This window comes from Dactylosporangium sp. NBC_01737 (genome assembly GCF_035963215.1).
Lineage (GTDB): Bacteria > Actinomycetota > Actinomycetes > Mycobacteriales > Micromonosporaceae > Dactylosporangium.
In genome coordinates this window covers 10,481,290-10,503,510 of sequence record NZ_CP109153.1, presented here as the reverse complement: position 1 = coordinate 10,503,510, position 22,221 = coordinate 10,481,290, and the positions used below count along the sequence as shown (strand labels likewise).

Sequence of the window (22,221 nt, the reverse complement as noted above, 5' to 3'; positions counted from 1 at the left end):
CGGCGCGTCACCCGGGCAGCCGGGTGAGCCACGCCCGGTCCACCCGTGACTGGACGAGCGCGATCGCGCGGAACGTCTCACGCAGGTGCCGGCGGGTGAGCGAGTCCAGCTCCTTCGGCGCGATGAACGTGCTCGTCGGTGTGCCCTGGGCGCGCAGCGTCCGGACCTCATGGCGCAGCAGCAGGCCGTAGACACTTTCGAACCCGCCGGCCAGGGTGTCCGCCTCGTCGGTGGTGAGCAGCCCGAGCGCGGCGCCGCGGTGCAGGCGTTCGATCGTGGTGCCGCTGGCGTCGCCGGCGGCGATGGCGATCCACCGCGCGAGGGCGACGACGGGGGTCAGGCCGCCCGGTTTGAGGTCGAGCTGGCCGCGGTGCTCGCCGCCGTGGTGCACGACGAAGTCCCGGATGAACCCGGCGGGCGGGCGCCAGCCCAGCGCCTCGTCGAGCAGCGCGCGCAGGAACTGGCTGGTGCGCGTGTGGGACCGGATCGTCTGGCTGAGCGCGCCGCCCAGCTCCGGGTCGGTCAGCGGGCGGCTGTCGGCGACCATCGCCGACAGCAGCAGCGCGTTGTCCTGGGTCGGGTGGTGCTGCCAGTCGCGTGCCGCCGCGATCCACCCGGAACGTGCCCGGCTGAAGAGCGGGTTGTGTGCGTTGGCGCCGTTGGCGCACAGCGTGAACCCGCAGCGCTGCAGCCCGCGCAGGACCTCCCGCGCCTCGACGCGGATCTGCCCGGCAGGGTCCGGGCCGTCCGCGGGCAGGTCGGCCCACGCGAGCGCGGTGTCCACATCGGACAGCGGCAGTGGCTCCCGCCGGGCCAGGGAGCCGAGCAGGACCCAGGAGTGCCGCACGCCGTCGAGCGCCGGGTGCTGCTGCAGGTGCAGCGTGCGCCGGATCGCCGCGTCGACGACGGCGGCGTGGATCGCCCCGATGTGGGTGGCGGGCACGGCGTCGTCGCACAGCTCGACGAGCATCCTGGGCAGCAGCCGGCACGCCCCGGCCAGCTCGTCGACGTCGCGGGCCTCGTCGATCGCCGAGCGGATCAGCAGCGGATCGCGGACCTCGGCGCCGGCGAGGTCCACCGCCCGCAGCACGCCGACCGGGCGGCCCGCCTGGTCGACGACCACGAGATGGTGCACGCCGCGTTCGATCATGCGCAGCAGCCCTTGGGCCTGCGTGGCGTCGTCCTGGACGGTCAGCGCCGGCATCGTGGCGAGGGCGGTGATCGGGGCGTCGACGCCGACCTGGCCGGTCGCCACCTTCCGGCGGAAGTCGAGGTCGGTCACGACCCCGATGTGCTCGCCGGCGCGCACGAGCGCGCACGACAGCCCGGCCGCGCCGATGCGTTCGGCGACGTCACGGACCAGGTCCGTGCCGTCGCACCAGACGACGGGACGCATGAGCCGGGTCAGCGGCTGCACGGCCCGGTGCAGCCCGGCGTCCTGGATGAGCCGCGACCGGGCGGAGCCGGGGTGCACCGCGGCGAACCGCAACCGTCCCGGCCGGGCGAGGATGCCTCGTGGGTCCGGGATACGCAGGCACAGGCTCTCCTCGTGCGCCCGGACCCGTACCGTCGGCGGCAATCCCGACAGCAGCCACAGGTGGCCGAACATGTCGCCCGGTCCCAGCAGGTCCACGATCCGGTCGCCGTCGAGGACCTCGAGCGCGCCGGTGCGCACCACCCACAGGTGCTCCAGCAGCACCCCTTCGGTGACGACGGTCGCCCCGGCCGCGAAGTACTCGACGTCGACGCGCGCGACCAGCCGCGCCAGGTCGTCGGCGTCGAGCGCGTCGAACGGCGCCTGCCCGCCGAGGAAGTCCACGAACTCCTGCACGCCGCCCACCTCCCACTCCGGCCGAGTCAATCCTCAAGTCCCCGGGCGGCGTTTGTCGAGGGCGTCACGGCCGGTGCGCGCGGGTCTTCCGGCCCTGCCGGGTGCGGCCGTCACGGCAGGACGATCCCACCATGACGACATCGGCGCACACGGCTCCGTGTCGGACTGGTTCGCCCTGCTGCGGGAGCACCGGCTGGCCGCGCTCGTCGACCTGGACCTGCTGGTCGTCGACAACGTGCTGATCCCGATCCTGCTGGCGATCGGCGTTGCGCTGTACCCGGCGAACCGGTCCCTCGTGCCGCTCGCCGTGGCGCTGGGCATGACCGGTGTGCTGCTGTACGTGGCGGCCAACTCCGTCGTCCAGACGGCGTGGCTGAGCGACCGGTACGCGGCCGCGGCCACGGACGCCGACCGTGCCGCGGTCGCGGCGGCGGGCACGGCGGCGCTGGCGACCTGGCAGGCACCGCGTTCCACACCGCCTACCTGCTCGGTTCGGCCGCCGGCATCATGCTCGGCGCTGCGATGCTCCGCGGCGGCGTCTTCAGCCGGCCGGTCGCGTTCCTGGCGATCGCCGCCAACACGGTGGGCCTGGGCCTGTACGTCCCCCGGGTCGGTGTGTCCCACGCGGTGCTCTCGGTCGTGTTCCTCGAGGTCTGGTACGTGCTGGTCGGCCGGCGGCTGTACCGGCTCGGCCGCACCCGCCGGTGACGCTGCGGGCCGCCGGCCGGCGTCACTGCCGCAGCCGGGGGACGTCGAGCGGGTGTTCGGCGGCGTCCTGCGCCGCGATCGAGGCCATGTCGGCGCGGTAGGCGGCCGGATCGAGGCTGCCGTCCATCAACCGCCGGGCGGCCTCGCTCTCGCGGCCGGCCAGCCTGCGGTTCATCGGCACGGCCTCCCGTGGCGGCATGCTGCGCTCCGCGACCAGGCCGACGACGGTCGCCAGGCCGAACAGGCCGACGACGACACCGAGGACGATCAGTCCTGTCGTCATTGTCGCTCACCTCCGATGCATCGACTGGCATCATGGTCCCGTGTTCGGCGCCGCATGACCAGTGCCGGATGACCCCTCCTTGCACAGGAACAGGTCTTGCGGCCCTGGCCGCCCGGGACCGCTCGGCGTCATGCTGTGCGGGTCCGGTGCCGTTGGGGGTACCGGCGTCCAGGGAGGCGTCATGGTGACCGACTTCGACCTCCTCGCCGCCCACCCGTTCCTGACCGGCGTACAGCCCAGGTTCGTGGAGCGGCTCGCGCGGTGCGCGCGCCGGGCGACCGCCCGCGCCGGCGAACACCTGATCATCGAAGGGGAGGCCGCCGACACGTGCTACCTGCTGCGTGAGGGTTCCGCCGAGCTGACCGCCCGGGTCGCCGGTCGCGGCGCCGTCGTGGTGGACGTCATCGGTCGCGGTCAGGTGCTCGGCTGGTCCTGGCTGTTCCCGCCGCGCCGCTGGCACTTCAGTGCCGTCGCGGTCGAGCCGGTGCTGGCGATCGCGTTGGACGGTCCGCGGGTCCGCGGTCTGTGCGACACGGAACCGGCGTTCGGCTACGACCTGACGAACCGTTTCCTGGCGGTCATGCTGCAGCGCATGCAGGTCACCCGCATGCGGCTGCTCAGCCAGGACATCGCACCCAGCGGGAGCGGGGCCGGGTCGCCGTGACGCCCCGGCGGGCGGCGCCGCCACACCCCCGTCAGGAATCGTCACGGCGGCTGCCGTCAGCCGACGTACAGCCGTGGCGGCAGCTCGTCCCGGTGCCTTTCGAGCAGTCGTTCCGCGGCCGGGACCGCCGCCGGGTGGTGCAGCGCGCGGCGCATCGTCGTCAGGCGATCGCGCAGATGGAGTCTCATCGAACTCACCTCCTCACCCGTCACGGTGCACCGGGCGGGCGGCGCGCGCCAGGGCCGAAGGTCATCCCGCGGCGTCCGCCTGCGGTTCGCCGACGCGGCGGGCGCGGATGGGGTGCCCGGCGCTCGTGACGCACCTGCCGGTCGGCAGGTCGAACTTCCAGCCGTGCATCTGGCAGGTCAGCACGGTGCCGTCGAGCTTGCCGAACCGTTCGAGGTTCGCCTTCAGGTGCGGGCAGAGACCCTGTACCGCCCAGTCGCCGATGACGATGTCCTCGACGTCGGTGGTCTGCTCGGCGTACCAGCCCTCGGCGTACTGCAGCCGGTCCTGGTCGAGGCACTTGAAGAAGGTGTAGAGGTACTCGTTGTACTGCCCGATCCGGGCGGCGGAGAAGCGGCAGGACAGGAACAGGCTGTTGACCCAGTCGGTCTCGCCGGTCGCGAGTAGGTGCTCGATCAGGGTCCTTCGGGTGCGGAAGCGGTAGCGCACCCGCTCGTCGCCGGCGGCGCGTATCTCGCGGGCGGTGAAGTCGAACACGATGCTCTCGACGACCTCGTCGGCGTCGTCGGTCAGGTCGAAGCGGATCGGCCCGCCGATGCCGTTCGCGATGTGCTCGCTCTGCGCCATCAGTGGCTGTACCCGGTCGGTCAGCGCTGCGAGGACGTCGAGCTCCGGGTGCGGCCACGCCGCCTTCTCCGCCTCGATCACGGGGCGCTGCCGCTGCTGGTAGGCGCGCAGGTACTCCTCCTTGCCGGCGAAGAACGCCGGCACGTCGGGCACCGGCTGCTCGACCTTGCACGCGCCGGGCGTGATCGTGGCGGTGGTACCGGGTAGCAGGATGACGCCGTTGTCGTGGCCGAGCCGCTCGTAGTGCTCGATGAAGTCCTGCTGGTCGGGGAAGATGTTGCCCTCGTCGCCGAACAGGTCGTTGACGCCCCACAGGTCGTCGTCGAGGAAGCAGGGCGGCCCGGCGATCGGGAAGACCCGGCTCGCGTTCAGCTCGGTGATGTAGCGCAGGGTCCGGTCGAACTGCCGTTCCCGTTTCTGCTTGCCGAACGCCCGCTTCGCGGCCGCGGGCAGTTCGTAGACCATCGGGTACCAGATGGCGCCGGAGAACTGCAGCAGGTGCGCGTCGACGTGGCCCAGCTCGGCGAACGCGGACAGGTCACGGGGGCGGGCGTCGTTCTGGTTGAGCAGGCGCACCCCGTCGTGCTCCACCCAGATCGACGAGTCGCCGATCGGTCCGTCGGTCGGTGACACCAGTGCCTGGATCATGACCGTGAGCCCGCCGTCGAGGGTCACCGGCTCGCCGCTGCGGGTCCGCAGGAACGACCGGAACCCCAGCGCGCGCAGCTCGTCCTCCAGATCGGAGGTCGGGTACGCGGGCAGCAGCACCGTCGCCTTCTTCGACACGTGCCGGCGCAGGTTTTCCGCGTCGAAGTGGTCGCGGTGCAGGTGCGACACGTAGAGGTAGTCGCACGCGCCGAGCGCGTCCCAGTCCAGGCCGGAGTTGTCCGGGAACGGGAACCAGGAGGCGAAGTACGCGGGGTTCACCCACGGGTCGCACAAGATGGTGCCGGCCGACGTCTCGATGAGCATGCCGGCGTGACCGGTCCCCGTTACCCGCATGTGTCCACGGTCCTTCCGCTGCCGTCCGCCGTCATGGTGTCGAGCTTGCGGTCCGCGGGCGGGGGCGTGCAGGGCTGAACGTCCCGACAGCCACAAGGCCGAAAGTCCCTATCGGTCCGGGCTTCCTGACCGGAAACTTTCACGCTCCGGCGGGACGTTCACGCAGGTCGGCGGGGGCGTCCGCCGGCTCGGACTTGCCCGGTGCCGATGGCGGAAACACACTGCGCTGGAGTACGACCCTCCGTGGCCACCCGGGCGGCCTGCCGGTTCGTACACAGTGATGTGAGCGTTAACATTCACGCCCGTCGATGGCGCCGACCCCTGTGAGGACGAGACATGACGCAAGATCGCAATGAGCCGGCGAGCGGCGAGCGGCGGCTGCTGAGCCGCAGAGTCGTCCTGACGGCGATGGGGGCCGTGCCGGTCGTCACGGTCGCGGCGTCGGTGATGGGGGCCACGGAGGCCGCGGCCGCGGCGGCGAACATCAATCCATCGGCGTCGCGGCAGACGATCCGGGGCTTCGGCGGCATGGCCCACGCGGCCTGGATCGGCGACCTGACGGCCGCCCAGCGGGACACGGCGTTCGGCGCCGGTGAGGGCCGGCTGGGCTTCTCCGTGCTGCGGATCCCCGTCGGTGAGAACCAGGCGGACTGGGGCCGTGATCTGGCGACGGCGAAGCGCGCGGTCGAGCTCGGCGCGACCGTCTTCGCGTCGCCGTGGAACCCGCCCGCCAGCATGATCGAGACCTTCACCCGCGGCAGCCAGACCAACGCCAAGCGCCTCAGGTACAGCTCGTACGGTGCCTACGCCCAGCACCTGAACGACTTCACCACCTACATGCGCAACAACGGGGTGAACCTGTACGGCATCTCGGTGCAGAACGAGCCCGACTACGCGACGGACTGGACGTGGTGGACGTCGGCGGAGATGGTCCGCTTCCTGCGGGAGAACGCCGGCTCGATCAGCACCAGGGTCATCGCGCCGGAGTCGTTCCAGTACGTGAAGTCCATGTCGGACCCGATCCTCAACGACTCGGCGGCGCTGGCCAACGTCGACATCATCGGGGCCCATCTCTACGGCACGTCGTACGCGAACTTCCCGTACCCGCTGTTCAAGCAGAAGGGCGCGGGCAAGGAACTGTGGATGACCGAGGTCTACTACCCGAACAGCACCGCCAACGCGGGCGATGCCTGGCCCGAGGCGCTGGACGTGGGGGAGCACATCCACCACGCCATGGTGGACGCGGAGTTCCAGACCTACATCTGGTGGACCATCCGGCGCAGCTACGGCCCGATGCGTGAGGACGGTCAGATCAGCAAGCGCGGCGCCATGATGGCGCAGTTCGCCAGGTTCGTCCGGCCCGGGTACGTGCGGATCGACGCGACGGCGAACCCGGCGTCGAACGTCTACGTCTCGGCGTACCGGGGCGGCGACACCGTCGTCATCGTCGCCGTCAACAAGAACACCTCCTCGGTGAGCCAGCAGTTCGCCCTGGCGAACACCACCGCGTCCGGCAGCGTCGCCAACTGGCTGACCGACGCCAGCAGGAACGTCGCGCCCCAGGGCGCGGTCGGCATGTCGAACGGCTCCTTCACCGTCACGCTGCCCGCCCGCAGCGTGACGACCTTCGTGGCCAACGTGAGCGGCACGACGTCGCCCAGCCCGTCGGTCAGCCCGCCGGTCAGCCCCTCATCTTCCCCGCCACCCAGCAGTGGTGGCACGGCGCCACGGGTCACCTACACGATGAGCACCTGGAGCACCGGCTTCACGGCCAACATCAGCGTCACCAACACCGGCACCTCGGCGATCAACGGCTGGACCCTGGCCTTCACCCTGCCCTCGGGCCAGAGCATCACGTCGGGCTGGAACGCCACCTACTCGCCCTCCAGCGGCCAGGTGAGCGCCCGCAACGTCAGCTACAACGGCACGCTCGCCCCGGGGGCCACCGTCGACCTCGGCTTCCAGGCCACCCACACCGGCAACACCGCCGAGCCGACCGCCTTCACCCTCAACGGCATCGCCTGCACCGTGGCCTGACCGGCAGGCGAGCGGCGAACGTACGGGTGCGGCCCCTGCGCGACGCAGGGGCCGCATCGGCTCCTGCGCGTCGTCCGCGACGCGTGTGAGCGCCAACATGTTCCGGCAGGCAATCTGCGCAGGCCGGTGGATGCTGGCTTGTGGCGACGATCGGCCGATGTTAGCGTTCACCCGCCCGGCCTGCAGCCTGCCGCAGGCAGGCGAACGAGTGCGACAAACGCCGGGGGAGTGATGGCCTGGAGCCTCTCGTCGGCGCCTGGGTCCGCCGCGCCGCAGCCCGGTGATTCGGTGGTCCGGTGCGAGAGCCTGGTGCACATCTACCAGACCGGGTCGGTCGAGGTGCAGGCGCTGCAAGGGCTCGACCTCGTGGTGGCGCCGGGCGAGATGATCGCCGTCGTGGGAGCTTCGGGCTCGGGCAAGTCGACGCTGCTGTCCATTCTCGCCGGCGTCGAGACGCCGACCGCCGGCCGGGCGCAGGTCGGCGAGTGGGATCTGCTGACGATGTCCCGGGCCGACCGGGTGCGGTTCCGCCGCACCACGGTGGGCTTCGTCCGGCAGCAGACCGCGAGCAATCTCGTGCCGTACCTGACCGCGCGGCAGGTGATCGACCTGCCGATGACGGCGGCGGGCACGCGGTCCCGGGTCCGGCGGGCCCGCTGCGACGAATTGCTCGAGACGCTCGGCGTCGCCGACTGCGCCGACCGCCGTCCCGCGCAGATGTCCGGCGGGCAGCAGCAGCGGGTCGCCATCGCGGTGGCGCTGGCCAACCGGCCTCGTCTGCTGCTCGCCGACGAGCCGACCGGTGAGCTGGACGGTGCCACCTCCGCGGAGGTGTTCGAGGCGGTCCGGCACGTGAACCGGCAGTTCGGCGTCACCGCCGTCATCGTGACCCACGACCCGGAGGTCAGCGCCCATGTCGAGCGCACCGTGGCCATCCGCGACGGCCGCACCAGCAGCGAGGTGGTGCGCCGTGCCGCGACCGGTGCGGACGGCGACACGCGGGTGAGCGCCGTGGAGTACGCGGTGATGGACCGGGCGGGCCGCATCCAGGTACCGCGCGAGTACCGGGACGCGCTGGCCCTGACGAGGCGGGTCCGGCTGGCGCTGGAGCGCGACCACGTCACCATCCACCCCGACGACACGGGCGCAACCGCGTGAGCGGCACGGATCCGCTGGTGCGGGTGAGCGGGGTCAGCCGTCGCTTCGTGGCCGGTGCGGTGGTCGTGCACGCGCTGCGGGACGTCACCTTCACCGTCGCCGCCGGATCCATGGTGGCCGTGGTCGGCCGGTCCGGTTCCGGCAAGACCACGCTGCTCAACATCATCGGCGGCCTGGACCGTCCGGACCGCGGCACCGTCGTCGTGGACGGCACCGACGTGACCGGCCTCGACGAGGACGGCCTGTCGCGGCTGCGGCGCAGGACGGTCTCGTACGTGTTCCAGACGTTCGGCCTGATTCCGGAGCTGTCGGCCGCCGAGAACGTCGGCGTCCCGCTGCGGCTGGCACGGGTGCCGGGGCGCGAGCGGGAACGCCGTGTCGGCCTGCTGCTCGATCTGGTGGGTCTGGCCCCGCACGCCCGGCAGCGTCCCGGTGAGCTGTCCGGCGGCCAGCAGCAGCGGGTGGCGATCGCCCGCGCGCTCGCGGGTTCGCCCCGGCTGCTCGTCGCCGACGAGCCGACCGGGCAGCTCGACGCGGAGACAGGCCTGTCGGTCATGGCGCTGCTGCGCGGGGTGGTGGAGTCCGAGGGTGTCACCGCACTCGTGTCCACCCACGACCCGGTCATGATCGCGTTGGCGGATCGCGCGATCCGGATCAGTGACGGCCGGATCGACGGGCAGGACGCCGGGTCCGTTCCATGCTGAGGTTCGCCGCGTGCCGGGCGCGGGTGCAGTGGCGGCTGCTGGCTGCGCTGCTGTGCGTCGTAGCCGTCGGCGGAACGCTGCTGGGTGTGTGTGCGCTGCTGGTGACCACCACCGGGGACCGGGCGCTGGAGGTGGCCGCGGCCCGGGCCGGCGCCGCTGATGTCGAGGTCACCGCGTACACCGCCACCATCCGCGGTCAGGACGCGGCGTCGGTCGCCGCCGACACCCGTGCCCTGCTGACCTCGACGCTGGCGCCGCTGCCCGTCACCGTGTCCGGGCAGGCCTCCTCGGCGATGCGGGTCCTGCCGGATGTCCCGGCCGGGCCGTCCGGCGCACCCGCGGTGGCGTATCTGTCGGGTATCGAGCGGCTGGCGGAGCGCGCCGAGCTGACGGCCGGTCGCTGGCCGCGGCGGGCATCGCAGGCCGGGAGGGGGACCGTGCCGCTGGAGGCCGTCGTGCTGGAGACGACGGCACGGAGCCTGGGCCTGTCCGTCGGCAGCCCGGTGCGGCTCGGTGCGGAACTGGTGCGCGACGGCGATCCGGCCGTCGACGTGGTCGTGGTCGGCGTCGCCCGGCCGCTGCCTGGCACGGGCTGGCACCGTGATCTGCTCGGCGGTGCCGGCGTCGACCTCTCCTACGACGAGGGGACCGCGAACCAGCCGTCCGGGACGTTCGGCCCGTTCATCGTGGACTTCGCCGACCTGCTCACCGGCGGCTCGACCCTCAGCCGCATGGAGCTCACCGCCCGCCCGGATCTCTCCGCGGCCCGCCACGACGACCTTGGCGCCGTCGCCCGGGCCGTGGGCGGCGCGGACCGCAGGCTGGCGCGGATCCTCGAGGGCCGGGTGCAGAGCGAACGCGTCGCCTCCGCGCTGCCCTCGACGCTGGCGACCGCCGGTCGGCACCAGCAGGTCACCGACGCCCTGGTCGTGGCCGTCGCCGTGCTGGGGGGTTTCCTGACGGTGGCCGCCCTCGGCCTGGCCGGCCGGCTCACCGCTGCCGTCCGCGCGGGTGAGAGTGCGTTGCTGTCGACCATGGGCACCAGCCGCCGGCGACTCGCCCTGACGGCCGCCGCGGAGGCCGTCGTGCTCGCCGTGCTCGCCGCCGCGGTGGCGCTGCCGGCGTCGTCCGTCCTGCACTCCGCCATCACGCGGCTGCCCGCGCCGGCCGCCGCCGGGCTGTCCACGTCGCCGCGCGTCACCGCCGGGCAGCTGCTCGTGGTGGCCACGACCGCGCTCTCGCTCGTCGTGCTGCTCGTCGTGCTCGCCGCGCGGAACCCGTTCGGCGCCCACCTGCGCGGCCGGCGTACCGGGCTGGCGCAGTCCGGCGGTGACCTGGCCGTGGTGGTGCTGGCCGCGGCCGGTTGGTGGCAGGTCCGCGCGCAACCGGCGCGGCCGGTCCTCGACGCCGACGCGGTGCGCACGGTCGTCCCGACCCTGATGCTGATCGCGGGCGGGCTGCTGACACTGCGTCTGCTGCGACCGGTCCTGGCCCTGGTGGACCGGCTCGCCGGCAGGTCCGACGGGCTCACGTGGCCGCTGGCCGCGTTCGGTGCCGCGCGGCGGACGCAGGCCACCGCCGCCGGTCTGCTGATCGTCATGGCGTGCGCGGCGACGACGTTCGGTGTCGCCCTGGACGCCACATGGCAACGCTCGCAACGCGATCAGGCCGATCTTGCCGTCGGTACCGACCTGGCCCTGACCCTGGACGGGCCGCCGGCGGCCGGTGACGGCGCGGCTGTGCTCGCGGCCACCGGCGGGACGGTCAGCCCGGCCACCGATCGCAGCGTCGCCGTCGGGCAGTGGCTCGGCGGCGGCGGCGGTGACGCGGCCCGGCTGGTCGCCGTGGACACCACGCGCGCCGGTGACCTGCTGCGCGGCCGGTCGCCGACCGGCCGCGGCTGGGCCTGGGCCGCGGCCGCCCTCGCGCCGCCGGCCCGGGCGCTCGGCGTCACGGTCCCGGCCGGCGCCGCGGTGACGATGACCGGCGAGGCCAGCGGCGCGGGCGGGACGACCGCGACCCCGAAGCTGCTCCTGGAGGACGCCACCGGGCTGCGGACGACCTGCGCCGGTGCGCCGGTCCCGCTGGACGGCCGACCGCACCGGCTGACGCCCTGCGGTGCGGTCGAAGGGCTGCGACTCGTCGCGGTGCTGCTGGAACTGGCCGTCGAACCGGCCGTCGACGGCGGGGAGAGCGCCGGCCGTGTCGCCGTCACCGTGGCCGTCCCGGCAACCGGGACCGGCGCCGGGACCGCCGTCGGGGACGGCACGTGGACCGCGGGCACGACCCGCTCGGAACTGGAGCAGGTCACCGGCCCGGCCGTGACCGTGACCGGCTCCGGCGCCGAGGCCCTGGTGCGGATGACGGCGACCGTCCCGCCCGGCGGCCCGCCGCAGGTCACCCGCAAGCTCGTCGCGACCGCCTTCCCCGACCCCGGAGCCGTGCCGGTCACCGTCTCCGCCGAACTGGCGAGCACGCTGAGCGCCGGACCCGGCACCCGGTTCGACCTGACGGTCGGCGACACCGCCGTCCCGGTCACCGTCGCCGGCGTGGTGCCCGCCGTCCCGTCGGCGCCGGGTGCCGCGGCTCTGCTCGCCGACCTGGACACCCTGTCGCGGGCGCTCGCCGTCCAGGGCGACCTGGCGTCTCCGGTGGATGCGTGGTGGGTCGGGCATCCGGCCCACGCCGACGCCGGCGCGCGTGCCACCGCGCTGCACCTGGGCGCCGTCACGACCCGCGCCGCAGAGACCGCCCGGCTCGCCGCCGGCCCGGTGTCCGCCGGGCTGCCGGCCGTGCTGCGGCTGCTCGTGCCCGCCGTGGCGCTGCTGCTGTTCACCGGCGTCGTGCTGCACGTGACGTACGACCTGCAGGCCCGTGCGCTCGAAGCGGCCCGCCTGCGGGGGATGGGCATGACCCGCCGGGAGATCCGCACCATGCTGTTCGGGCAGCACGTCCTGCTGCTGGTGCCGCTGTGCCTGTCCGGAGCCGCTGTCGGCGCACTCGTCACCGAGCTGCTCACGCCCCTGCTCGTGCGCTCCGACACCGGGGCCCCGCCGGATCCCGGTGCCGTCGCGCAGTGGCCGTGGCCCGCTGAGGCGTCGGCGTTCGCCGTTCTGGTGTCCGGTTGCCTTGTCGCGGTCGGTGTGGTGGTCGGCGTACGGACGCGGGCGGTCGACACCACGGATCTGCGGGTGGCGTCATGAGACTGCACTGGCCCAGCATCCGCGGCCGGGCCTGGGCCGACAGCGGCGCACTGCTGTTGTCCGCGGCGGTCGTCGCGCTGGTCGTCCTGCTCGCCGGTGCGGTGCCGGCCCTGCTGCGGGGCATCGCCGACGACGCCGTCGAGGACGCGGTGCGCCGCGCCGGCGACGACGCGGACGTGACGGCGGCCGCGCGGTGGGAGCCGGACGCCGGGCCCACGGGCCGCTTCCGCGCGCCGTGGCTCGCCGACGACGTCGAGGTCCGCCGGCTGCGGGCGCTGAGCGAGCTGGAGCCCGGCCTGCGCGCCGTGCTGGCGTCGCCCGTCGCGTCGGTCACCAGCCCCACGCTCAGGGTCGCCCGCGAGGGCCGGGTGCGGACGTTCCGGATGGCGTATCTGACGGCGGGCACCGAACCCGGTGTCACCTGGCTGGCGGGCGGTGCCCCGGGGCCCGCCGTTCCCGGCGCGGACGACGCCGAGGTCCCGTACCAGACGGCCTGGCTGGTGCGCATCGGTCTGTCCGAGGCCAACGCCGCCGCGCTGGGGGTCGGGCCCGGTGACCGGATCCCCTTGGTGGATGAGCGGGGCACGCCGAAGGACGTGGAGGTCAGCGGGATCTTCCGCGCCATGGACGAGGCCGACCCCCAGTGGCGGCTGGCGCCGTGGCTGCTGGAGCCCGACCCGGGCACCGACCGGATGCGAACCGTCCGGCTCGGTGGCCTGCTGTCACGCGAATCGCTGCCCGACGCCCGCCTCGCCTTCGAAGCGGACGACATGCGGCCCGCCGTGACGTTCGCGCCGCGCCCCGAGGCGTTCACCCTGGAGCACGCGCGGACGGTCGGCGCGGCCGCGGTCGCTCTGGAGGCCGGCTCCGCCTCGCCCAGTGCGTTCGGCACCGAGTCGTCGTGGAACACGCAGCTCGATGCCGTGCTCCGGGACGTCGCCGCGCACATCGATGCCGCGGCGGTACAGATGTCGGTGGTGCTCATCGGTGTCATCGCCGTTGCGGTTCTGGTGCTGATGCTCGTCGCCGACCTGCTGGTCCGTCGGCGGGCCCCGGCGCTGGTCCTCGCCCGGCGCCTCGGTGTCGCGTTGCCGGTCCTCGGCGCCGAACTGCTGGTCGAGGCCGCCGTGACGGCGGTCGTGGCCGCCGCGGCCGGGCTGGGCCTCGCGCGGGCGGTCGTTCCCGCCGTCGCCTGGGCCTGGGTCGCGCCCGTGATCCTCGCCGCGGCCGCCGTCACGCCGGTCTTCGGCATGCGCACCGCCGCTCTCGCCACCCGCGACCGGCCGGTGTCGGCGAACCGCGCCGCCCGCCGGTTCGCCGCCCGCACCCGGCACCTGCGCCGCCTGGTCCTGGAGGGCGCCGTCGTGGCCGCCGCGACCGCCGCCTTCGTCGCGCTGTACCAGCGCGGCGTGCACCCCGAAGGCGGTGCGGCACTGCCGGCGAGCGCGCCCACGCTCGGCGCGCTGGCCGGGGCGCTGGTGCTGGCGCGGCTGCTGCCGCCCGGCATGCGCCTGCTGCTGCGCCAGGCGCTGCGTTCCCGCCACCCGGTCGCGGTGTTCGGCGTCGCCCGTGCGGCATCGACCTCCGGGCGTGGCCTGCCGCTGGTCACGCTGGTTGCCGCGGGGGCACTGGCGTCGTTCGTCCTCACCGTCGGCGCGAGCGCCGAGGCAGGCATCCGGGACACGGCGTGGCGGACCGTCGGCGCCGATGCCCGCGTCGACCTCACCGACGGCTCCGCGGACGGGCCGGCCCGGCAGATCGCCGCCGAGCCCGGGGTCCGCAGGGTCGTCACCGCGCAGGTCACCGACGCGGCGGAGGTCGCGACCGCCGACGTCTCCGTCTCGACACGCCTGGTGATCGTGGACGCGGCCGGGTTCGGCCGGATGCTCGCCGACACGCCGCTGCCGGGTGCGCCGTCACTGGCGCGGCTGAGCGCGCCGGCCGGGGGAGGCGTGCCCGCGCTGGTGCGTTCGGCCGACGGCAGCCTGCGGCCCGGCATGAGCCTCGAGCTGCGCCGGGCCGGCGAACCGGCGATCCGCTCACCGCGGTCGGTACCGCCCCGCCGTCGGCGGCGCCGGCGACGTCGTCCTCGTGGACGCCGCGGCCCTCGCCGCCGCCGGGATGCCGGTCGCGCCGAACACGATCTGGGTGACCGGGCCGGGCGCCCAGCGGGCCACCGCCGCGACCACCACCGGGCACACCGTGCTGCGGACCGACGTGCTGCGATCCCTCCGCGACGCGCCGCTGGTCTCCGGTCTACTGCGGCTCTCGGCGGCCTCGGTGGTGATCCTGATGGCGCTCGGGCTCATGGGGCTGATGCTGGGCGCCGCGGCGCAGGCGCCGCAGCGGTGGCTGACGTTGAGCCGCTTGCGGACCCTTGGCCTGCGCCTGCGGGATGCCCGCGGGGTCGCGGCCGGGGAACTGCTGCCGGTCGTGGTGATCGCCGGCCTGACCGGCCCGCTGTTCGGCGTGCTGCTCGCCGGGGCGGCCCTCGGACCGCTGTCGCTGCCGCGGGTCACCGGGCAGGCCACCGATCAGGTCCTGACCCCGCCGTGGGGCTGGCTCGGGGCTGTGCCGATGATGTTCCTGGCGGCGCTTGCCGTGGTCGTCGTCGTCGAATCGGCACGGCGCCGCCGTTGGCGGCTGGCCGCAGCGTTGCGGATCGGCGAAGGTTAGGCAGCGAAGTCACGTGTGATCCTCAATTCGGGTCCTTGCCCGCCGATGGTTTCCTCGGTCAGGTGGAATCCGCCGTCAAGCCGGGGGTGGGGCATGTCGAGCGGATTCGACGCGGCGGTGGCCGGGGCCGCCACGCCCGCGCAGCTCATCCGGCTGAGCCGGGGGCGGCTCGCGGTGTCCGACCCGGAGGGCGCCCGGGAGCTCGCCGCCGCGGCCGCCGACGACCCGGCCGCCCGGGCCGAGGCGCTGTCGATCATCGCCACGTGTCACCGCCTGCGCGACGAGTACCCCGACGCCCTGGCCGCCGCGCAGGCCGCCGCCGAGCTGGCCCGGGCCGGCGCCGACCCGGCGATCGAGGGGCGCGCCCGCAGCGAGGTGGCCCGGGTGCTGCTGGCCGCCGGCGAGACCTCCGAGGCGCTGGAGGAGAGCACGGCCGCGCTGGCCCTGGCCGAGGCGAGCGGCACCCTGGAGGCAGTCGTCCCGGCGCTTGCCGCCGTGGCGAACGTCTATCTGGTGATGCAGCAGTTCGACCTGGCGGTGCAGCTGTGTGAGCATGGCGCCGAGGTGGCCCGGCTGATGGGCGACGAACTCGCCGAGGGCGTCATGCTCGACACCGGGGCGTGCGCGATGAGCGCGCTGGCCTTGGCGGCACGTGCGGACGGCGACGAGGAGGCCGCCCTCGCGTACGCCATGGACTCCGCCGACCGGTCGCGGGCCGCGATGCTGATCGCCCGCCGGCTCGGGCACCGGCGGAACGAGTCGACCGCGATGGCCAACCTCGCCGAGGTGCTCGCCTTCGTCGGCGACGCCGACCAGGCGCTGCGGCTGCTGCAGTCGTGGGAGATCGACGTGCAGCGCGACACGGTGTACACGATCACCCACCACCTCGACACGCGCGGGCAGGTCTACCTCGCGCTGGACCGGCACGACGAGGCCATTGCGGCGTTCGCGCGGGCGCTGGAGCTGGCCGAGAGCAAGAACGCGGCGCTGACCGCGGCCGAGCACCTGGCCGAGGCGCACGAGCGCAACGGGGACCCGGGCGCCGCCCTGACCGCCTACAAGCGGTTCCATCAGCTGTACTGCCAGGTGGCCTCGGAGACCGCGCAGCGCAACGCCCGGGTGGCGGCCGTGCGGATGGAGACCGAGCGGGCCAAGGCCACCGCCGAGCAGGAGCGGCGCCGCGCCGACGGCCTGCTGCGGATCAGTCTCGAGGACCCGCTGACCGGGCTGGCCAACCGGCGCCGGCTCGACGACGAGCTGGCCGCCGGGGCGGACGGGCAGACGATCGCCCTGATCGACGTGGATCATTTCAAGCAGGTCAACGACCGGTACTCGCATCAGGTCGGCGACGAGGTGCTGCGCGTGCTGGCGGCGCTGCTGCGCACGGGCTGCCGCGGCGAGGACGTCGCGGCCCGCTACGGCGGGGAGGAGTTCGCCGTGCTGTTCCGCGGCATGGCCGACGACGAGGCGATGGAGGCGGCGACGCGGCTGCGGTGCCTGGTCGAGGAGTTCCCGTGGAGCACCGTCGCGGTCGGCCTCGAGGTCACGGTGAGCATCGGCGTGGCGTCCGGCCCGGATCTGCTCGCGCTCGCCGACCTGCGCCTCTACCAGGCCAAACGGGCTGGCCGTAACCGTGTGGTCGGCCCGCCCGCGCCCGGGATGACCGGCCGGGCCGCCTGACCGTCAGGCGTCCGCGAACGCGGGAGGCGTCAGCCGGGCAGTGGACGGTGGATCGACTTGTAGGTGATGTACTGCTGGAGACCTTCGACGCCGTACTCGACGCCGAGGCCCGAGCTGTGGCGGCCGCCGAACGGTGCGGCGCGGTTCGAGGCGAAGACGTTGATGCCGACGGAGCCGGAGTCGACCCGCCCACAGGCACGAACCATCGGTGCCGGCGGCCAGCGGACCGGGCCGGACGCTTCGCGGCCGTGCGTGCCGGCGACGTCGTTATGCGGGGGCGTCGGTCCAGTCCGGGTACTTCGCGGCCCGCCCGTCGCCGGAGGAGCGGCCGCGCAGCCGGCGGGTCACCCACGGCAGGACGTGCTCGCGGTAGTACCGCGCCTCGGCGAGGACCCCGCGCACCGGCGGGGCGGCGGGCAGCCGGTGCGCGTCGGCGGGGTGTCCCAGCGCGGCCAGCACCAGCCCGGACACCCGCAGGTGCCCGGCGGCGTTGAGGTGCAGGCGGTCCGCGGACCAGTACTCGGCCCGGCGCAGCTCGTCGTCGCCGAAGCAGTCCACGAAGAGCACGTCGTGACGGGCGGTGAGCTCGCGGACCGCCACGGTCAGCGCGGCGGCGCGGCGGCGCAGCACGTGCCCGAGCGGCAGGTGCGCGGACGGGTCGGCGCCGCTGAGCACCAGGATGCGGACCCCAGCGGCCTCGCACCGCTCGACGGCGCCCTCGATGAGGGTCACCAGGCGCTGCAGGTCGGCGCCGCGGCGCATCATGTCGTTGCCGCCGCCGTTGAGCGAGATCAGGGTCGGTTTCGGCGACATGGCCAGGGCGGTGTCGAGCTGGGTGGTGACGATCGGTTCGAGCAGCCGGCCGCGGATCGCGAGGTTGGCGTAGTACACCGGCTCACCACCGCCGGCGAGGGCGGCCGCGACGAGGTCCGCCCAGCCGCGTGGCGTGCCATCGGGCCGCTCGTCGCCCATGCCCTCGGTGAAGCTGTCGCCGATCGCCACGTACCGCATTGCCCCCGCCTTCCGTTTCGCAACGCACCAGGTTACGCGAGCTGCCGCGGCGGCGTGAAACACGGTGGCGGCGTCAGTACCTGGCGACGAGCACCGGCGTGGGCGTCGCCGGGGTGCTGGTTCAGCAGCTGGGTCAGGTACAGCTGTCCCGGTGGTGTCCCGGGCCGTGTCGGGTCACGTGACCCATCGCCCGCCGCCTATGGCATGCCTACGGTTTCACCAGCCCATCGGATGTTGTCGGCCACAACAAACTCGAACCGCCGGGGTCCGCCATCCAATCCGTGCACGCCGGAAAACGGCAGTTTACATTGGCCGAACCCGAGGTGGTCGGCCAGAAAGGGATTGCCCCATGGGATTCCTGTCTCGACGCAGAGCGGCCGCTGAACACCTCCACGCGAGACGCGGCCGACGTCGCCGGCTTGTCACGATGAGCGCGGTCGTGGCGTTCCTGGCTGCTGCCGACACCGTGGCCGGGAGCGCTGCGCCGAACTCGGCGGCACGGCATCGATCACGCCGAACCTACCCGCCGGCACCCAGGTGATCTGCCGGCTGCCCATCCCCGCTACCGGCACCAACGCCCACCTGGCGGCGACACCGAACCGGACCGGTTACCTGCCTGAGGCGGCTTTGCACCTCATGCCTGGTGTGATACCAGGCAACACGAGAGGTCGAGAGTAGGGAGGCGTTGCGGTGACTTCACCGGTACGGCTCACCCAGGAGGAGATCACGACGCTGAGCGATCTTGCGAGGGAGCAGCGACCGCTGCTGCTTCGCCACGGCGTCGACATCCGGGCGTGGGGGCCGAGCGAGGACGGCGCGTTCTTCGACATCCTGTACACCGGCGACGGCCGGCCGACGGATGACCTGACGGCGCCATTCCACCGGCGCAGGCCGGGGACGGTTCGCTTCACCCGGACGCAATTCATGTCCGGCTATCGGGATCCACTGCACTAGCACTGCAGTTGGCTGCGCCGATCCATGTGGGGTTGATGGCATGGCTCGTGGGCTGGATTGTCGAGGTGAGGTACATGGAGTTTCAGCGGGCACGGGAGGAGGTGCGACGAATCCTGCGCGCGGATCTCTCTGACTTGGCCGTCGCCGGGAGCGCCGGTGTGGCACCGCCGCCGGCTGTCCGTGACTGGCACATTCCTGAACGGGACAGGAATGTGCTGTCAGGGTACGGCCTGCCCGCTGTCGAGGAGGATGACGTCTTCGCACGTGTAGGGGCCGATTTCCAGCCTGAGTCAGAGCCACCTACGCGACGGCGGAACTGCGTGCCTATCGGATCGCTCTCTGTGCGGACGTGCGGATCGTGTGCCAGGAATCAGCCGGCGTGGTGATTGCCGTGCCCAACTTCCGGGAGTTGGCCGGCCCGCTGCGTGACCTGCATCCTGAGGGGGTCGCCGACGAAGTGATCAACAGCGGTGCCGGCGCATTCGTGGATTTCTCATGGCGTTGGTACTGGTTGTCGGAGATCCTTTGCAGCGTCCACGATGAAGCGGACAGATCCGACGACGCGGCTTGGCACGCAAGTAGCGGCGGGGCGCAGGGCGTTCGGCCCGGAGCTGACTTCGATGCCTATGAGCCATATCGGTTGCTGTGCAGTGAGGTCCGGCGGAGCTTCGCGGCCGTGGACCAAGAGGCGTTTACCGGAGCATCGTCGATGTGGTCGAACCTGATCGGCGGATTCGATTAGCTGTTGTCGGTGCCCCGCGCGTCGCGGAAAGCGCGCTCAACCGCAGTCACCTGACGGGGGCTCGGGCGCGCCGCCTGGCCGGCTAGGAGGTGAGGTCCGAATGATTCGGCCGGAAGTTCGTGAGTTCATCAGCCTCGGAAGACTGCCATCGGAAGATCTTGAGCCTGATGACGTTCTTGAGGTGCTTGTCAGGCGCGCCGGAGAACTTCTGGACCGTATTGAGCGCCCCGTGACGGACGAGGAGGCGCTCGCAATGGCCGAGTGCTTCGGTGACGATGAGTGTTTCGGACTGGCCCATACCCTGCGACACACCATCGAGACTGCTCCGGCTGGGGGATCGGAGGGTGTGCGGCGGTGGCGTGAAAGAGCGTTCGGGATCTTCGAATGATGCCCATGACCGGTGGCCCTGCCGACAATTCAGTGTGCGTTCGCCGCGGCGGGCCCCATCACGTACATGGCGTTGAGGTCGCGGCTGCTGATACAGCGGTTCAGGTGTGCGTAGATGAAGTTGAGGCCGGGCGTCGTGCCCCAGTGCCCGAGCAGGCGCGGCTTGACGTGTTCGGGGCGCAGCGGCTGGCGCAGCAGAGGGTTGTCCATCAGGTAGATCTGCCCCACCGACAGATAGTTGGCGGCCCGCCACCACGCGTCGATCCGGCTGAGTTGCATGCCTGTCCTCCCTTTCGCCCGGTGGGTAGGCAGACCCGCGCTCCGCTCACCTCCCCTCCGCGGCGTGAGGCCGCTGCCGGTGCCCGACGGCATCATGGGGTCGTAGCCGGAGCGTGGGGGTGTGCGGCATGCAGTACGTGGCGGTGGAGCCGGTGGTCACCCGGGCGTCGTTGCCCGGGCTCGCGGACGTGGTGTGGGCCAACGCCCGTCGAGACCCGGAAGTGGTGCAGTTCGTGCGGCCCGACCCGGATGCCGGGTCCTGGCCCGGGCCGATGTCGGTGACTTGCCTGGCCTTCCGTACTGATGTTCGTGATGTCGCTCTGGGGTTCCTCGCCGCCGGTGTCGAGCACGGTGACCGGGTAGCGTTGATCAGCGGCACGAGGTACGAGTGGACGCTCGTGGACTACGCGTTGTGGGCGATCGGCGCGGTGACGGTTCCGATCTATGAAACTGCCAGCCGCGAACAGATCGAGTGGATCCTGGCCGACTCCGGCGCGGTGGGATGCGTGACGGAGACCGGTGACCACGCCGCGACCGTCAATGGCCTGCGGCCCCTTCTGCCCGCGCTGCGCAGCACCTGGCAGATCGGTGCGGGAGAGCTGGTTACCCTGGCCGAGCACGGCCGGGCCCTCGACGATGCCCGGCTCGATGCGCGCCGGGAACGGGTGACCGGCGCGGATACGGCCACGATCGTGTACACCAGCGGGACGACCGGTCGTCCGAAGGGTTGCACGCTGACACACCGCAACATTCACTGCGACGCGGCGGGCGCGCTCACGGCACTACCGCATCTGTTGCATCCAGGGGCGTCGACGGTCCTGTTCCTGCCCCTCGCGCATGCGTTCGCGCGCCTGATCCAGGTGGGGACGGTGCAGGCGCGAGCGACGATGGTGCACAGCGCCGACATCGCCGGTGCACTGGATCAGCTGCGCCGGCACCGGCCGACGTTCATCCTTGCTGTGCCGCGGGTGTTCGAGAAGCTGCACCAGCAGGCCAGGCAGAAGGCCCGCGAGTCACGCCGCGGCTCGCTGTTCTCGGTGGCCGAGCGGGTGGCGGTGCGCTACAGCCGAGCCCTGGACAGCTCGCGCGGTCCGAGCACGCCGCTGCGGCTGCTCCGCGCCGCGTGCGACATGGCGGTGTACCGCAAGCTCCGGGCGGCGCTTGGCGGGCGATGCCGGACCGCCATCGTCGGCGGGGCGCCACTCAGCGAGCGGCTGGGGCACTTCTTCCGCGGCGCGGGAATCACGGTCCTGGAGGGGTACGGACTGACCGAGACGTCGCCGGCGCTGACCGTGAACACGCCGTCGGAGCAGCGGATCGGCACCGTCGGCCGTCCCTTGCCAGGGGTGGAGATCCGCATCGCCGACGACGGCGAGATCCAGGCGCGCGGCGATGTGGTCTTCCCCGGCTATTGGAACGCCCCGGACGCCACCCGTGCCGCGTTCACCGCTGACGGCTGGTTGCGCACCGGAGACCTCGGTCGCCTGGACGCGAACGGATTCCTCACCATCACGGGTCGTATGAAGGAGGTGCTCGTCACCGCGTCGGGCAAGAACCTGACGCCCGCCCCGATCGAGGAGGCCATCCGCGCACACCCACTGGTCAGCCAATGCATGCTCGTTGGCGACGGCCGGCCGTACGTCGCCGCACTCGTCACCATCGATCCTCAGGCCTGGACCCGCTGGACCTCCGCTCACGGCCGGCCCGAGTCGTCGCTCGCCGACCTGCGCGACAACGCGGACCTGCGTAACGAGATCGGTTCCGCCGTCAACCGAGCCAACCGGGCGGTGTCGAAGGCCGAACAGGTCAAGACCTTCCGGATCCTGCCGCGCGACTTCACCGAGGCCGACGGCGAGCTCACCCCCACCCTCAAGGTCAGACGCAACGTGGTAGCGGAACGGTTCGCGACCGACGTCGATGCCCTCTACCGCGCCCGCTGAAAGCCTTCGTGGTCGTAGGCACGTGCCGAGCAGCGTCACCGCCGCCGCACCCATGCCGACGCAGCCGGACGTGAAGTGCGATGCCGTGAACTGGGTTGTCCGCCGCGACACCGTCTCGTAACGGCGTTGTGCGCGTTGCGCCGTAGGCT

Annotated in this window: 19 protein-coding genes and 1 pseudogene; 11 read left to right on the top strand and 9 right to left on the bottom strand. The window is 72.8% G+C overall.

What is annotated here, in order from left to right; all coding sequences use genetic code 11:
• Nucleotides 1-7: 7 nt before the first annotated feature.
• Nucleotides 8-1,831, bottom strand: a complete 1,824-nt coding sequence (locus OHA72_RS48195; protein ID WP_327002807.1) for a putative nucleotidyltransferase substrate binding domain-containing protein — start codon at nucleotides 1,829-1,831, stop codon at nucleotides 8-10.
• Between the two features lie 369 nt (nucleotides 1,832-2,200).
• On the opposite strand from OHA72_RS48195, the gene OHA72_RS48190 reads away from it, so the two are divergent.
• Entirely contained in the window at nucleotides 2,201-2,539 is a 339-nt protein-coding gene (locus OHA72_RS48190; protein ID WP_327002806.1) for a hypothetical protein, read from the top strand.
• 22 nt (nucleotides 2,540-2,561) lie between these two features.
• Here OHA72_RS48190 and OHA72_RS48185 read toward each other — a convergent pair whose 3' ends face one another.
• Entirely contained in the window at nucleotides 2,562-2,822 is a 261-nt protein-coding gene (locus OHA72_RS48185) for a hypothetical protein (protein ID WP_327002805.1), read from the bottom strand.
• A gap of 181 nt (nucleotides 2,823-3,003) precedes the next feature.
• Here OHA72_RS48185 and OHA72_RS48180 point away from each other — a divergent pair, with 181 nt between their 5' ends.
• Nucleotides 3,004-3,486 carry a Crp/Fnr family transcriptional regulator gene (locus tag OHA72_RS48180; protein WP_327002804.1) on the top strand — a complete coding sequence of 161 codons (483 nt, stop codon included), beginning with the start codon at nucleotides 3,004-3,006 and terminating at the stop codon, nucleotides 3,484-3,486.
• Between the two features lie 56 nt (nucleotides 3,487-3,542).
• Here the strand turns inward: OHA72_RS48180 and OHA72_RS48175 are convergent, their stop codons facing one another.
• Both OHA72_RS48175 and OHA72_RS48170 read right to left on the bottom strand, forming a co-directional pair.
• Entirely contained in the window at nucleotides 3,543-3,674 is a 132-nt protein-coding gene (locus OHA72_RS48175; RefSeq protein ID WP_327002803.1) for a hypothetical protein, read from the bottom strand.
• A gap of 61 nt (nucleotides 3,675-3,735) precedes the next feature.
• The gene (locus OHA72_RS48170) at nucleotides 3,736-5,301 is read right to left on the bottom strand and encodes a Rieske 2Fe-2S domain-containing protein (RefSeq protein WP_327002802.1); all 1,566 of its coding nucleotides are present in this window, start codon (nucleotides 5,299-5,301) and stop codon (nucleotides 3,736-3,738) included.
• A gap of 336 nt (nucleotides 5,302-5,637) precedes the next feature.
• Between OHA72_RS48170 and OHA72_RS48165 the strand changes: the two genes are divergently transcribed.
• From OHA72_RS48165 to OHA72_RS48150, 4 genes are all read left to right on the top strand, one after another.
• Nucleotides 5,638-7,338 (top strand): glucuronoarabinoxylan endo-1,4-beta-xylanase XynC, encoded by a 1,701-nt coding sequence (locus OHA72_RS48165; protein WP_327002801.1) that lies wholly within the window; start codon nucleotides 5,638-5,640, stop codon nucleotides 7,336-7,338.
• 288 nt (nucleotides 7,339-7,626) lie between these two features.
• Nucleotides 7,627-8,496 carry an ABC transporter ATP-binding protein gene (locus OHA72_RS48160; protein WP_442788405.1) on the top strand — a complete coding sequence of 290 codons (870 nt, stop codon included), beginning with the start codon at nucleotides 7,627-7,629 and terminating at the stop codon, nucleotides 8,494-8,496.
• Complete coding sequence (locus OHA72_RS48155; RefSeq protein ID WP_327002799.1) at nucleotides 8,493-9,200, top strand: ABC transporter ATP-binding protein; 708 nt, start codon at nucleotides 8,493-8,495, stop codon at nucleotides 9,198-9,200. The genes OHA72_RS48160 and OHA72_RS48155 overlap by 4 nt, the downstream gene beginning before the upstream one ends.
• Nucleotides 9,194-12,403, top strand: a complete 3,210-nt coding sequence (locus OHA72_RS48150) for an FtsX-like permease family protein (RefSeq protein ID WP_327002798.1) — start codon at nucleotides 9,194-9,196, stop codon at nucleotides 12,401-12,403. The genes OHA72_RS48155 and OHA72_RS48150 overlap by 7 nt, the downstream gene beginning before the upstream one ends.
• Nucleotides 12,404-13,125: 722 nt before the next feature.
• Here OHA72_RS48150 and OHA72_RS48145 read toward each other — a convergent pair.
• Complete coding sequence (locus OHA72_RS48145) at nucleotides 13,126-13,947, bottom strand: hypothetical protein (protein ID WP_327002797.1); 822 nt, start codon at nucleotides 13,945-13,947, stop codon at nucleotides 13,126-13,128.
• A 547-nt stretch (nucleotides 13,948-14,494) separates the two neighbouring features.
• Here OHA72_RS48145 and OHA72_RS48140 point away from each other — a divergent pair.
• Together OHA72_RS48140 and OHA72_RS48135 are read left to right on the top strand one after the other, a co-directional pair.
• Nucleotides 14,495-15,079, top strand: coding sequence for an FtsX-like permease family protein (locus OHA72_RS48140; RefSeq protein ID WP_327002796.1), 585 nt, complete (start codon nucleotides 14,495-14,497; stop codon nucleotides 15,077-15,079).
• Nucleotides 15,080-15,172: 93 nt separating this feature from the next.
• Nucleotides 15,173-16,759 (top strand): GGDEF domain-containing protein, encoded by a 1,587-nt coding sequence (locus tag OHA72_RS48135; protein ID WP_327002795.1) that lies wholly within the window; start codon nucleotides 15,173-15,175, stop codon nucleotides 16,757-16,759.
• Between the two features lie 29 nt (nucleotides 16,760-16,788).
• Here OHA72_RS48135 and OHA72_RS48130 read toward each other — a convergent pair whose 3' ends face one another.
• On the bottom strand, nucleotides 16,789-16,965 hold the full coding sequence (locus tag OHA72_RS48130; protein WP_327002794.1) for an aldehyde dehydrogenase family protein: 177 nt from the start codon (nucleotides 16,963-16,965) through the stop codon (nucleotides 16,789-16,791).
• A 61-nt stretch (nucleotides 16,966-17,026) separates the two neighbouring features.
• Nucleotides 17,027-17,770: an SGNH/GDSL hydrolase family protein gene (locus OHA72_RS48125; RefSeq protein ID WP_327002793.1), complete on the bottom strand. Its 744-nt coding sequence runs from the start codon at nucleotides 17,768-17,770 to the stop codon at nucleotides 17,027-17,029.
• A 690-nt stretch (nucleotides 17,771-18,460) separates the two neighbouring features.
• Between OHA72_RS48125 and OHA72_RS48120 the strand changes: the two genes are divergently transcribed.
• Nucleotides 18,461-18,724, top strand: a complete 264-nt coding sequence (locus OHA72_RS48120; RefSeq protein ID WP_327002792.1) for a hypothetical protein — start codon at nucleotides 18,461-18,463, stop codon at nucleotides 18,722-18,724.
• A gap of 379 nt (nucleotides 18,725-19,103) precedes the next feature.
• Nucleotides 19,104-19,466 carry a hypothetical protein gene (locus OHA72_RS48115; protein ID WP_327002791.1) on the top strand — a complete coding sequence of 121 codons (363 nt, stop codon included), beginning with the start codon at nucleotides 19,104-19,106 and terminating at the stop codon, nucleotides 19,464-19,466.
• 82 nt (nucleotides 19,467-19,548) lie between these two features.
• Here OHA72_RS48115 and OHA72_RS48110 read toward each other — a convergent pair whose 3' ends face one another.
• Nucleotides 19,549-19,764, bottom strand: a complete 216-nt coding sequence (locus tag OHA72_RS48110; protein WP_327002790.1) for a hypothetical protein — start codon at nucleotides 19,762-19,764, stop codon at nucleotides 19,549-19,551.
• Nucleotides 19,765-19,904: 140 nt separating this feature from the next.
• Nucleotides 19,905-20,132 (bottom strand): annotated as a pseudogene (locus tag OHA72_RS48105) (phosphoketolase); the annotation flags it as partial.
• A gap of 128 nt (nucleotides 20,133-20,260) precedes the next feature.
• Between OHA72_RS48105 and OHA72_RS48100 the strand changes: the two are divergent.
• The gene (locus tag OHA72_RS48100) at nucleotides 20,261-22,072 is read left to right on the top strand and encodes an AMP-dependent synthetase/ligase (protein WP_327002789.1); all 1,812 of its coding nucleotides are present in this window, start codon (nucleotides 20,261-20,263) and stop codon (nucleotides 22,070-22,072) included.
• Nucleotides 22,073-22,221 lie beyond the last annotated feature (149 nt).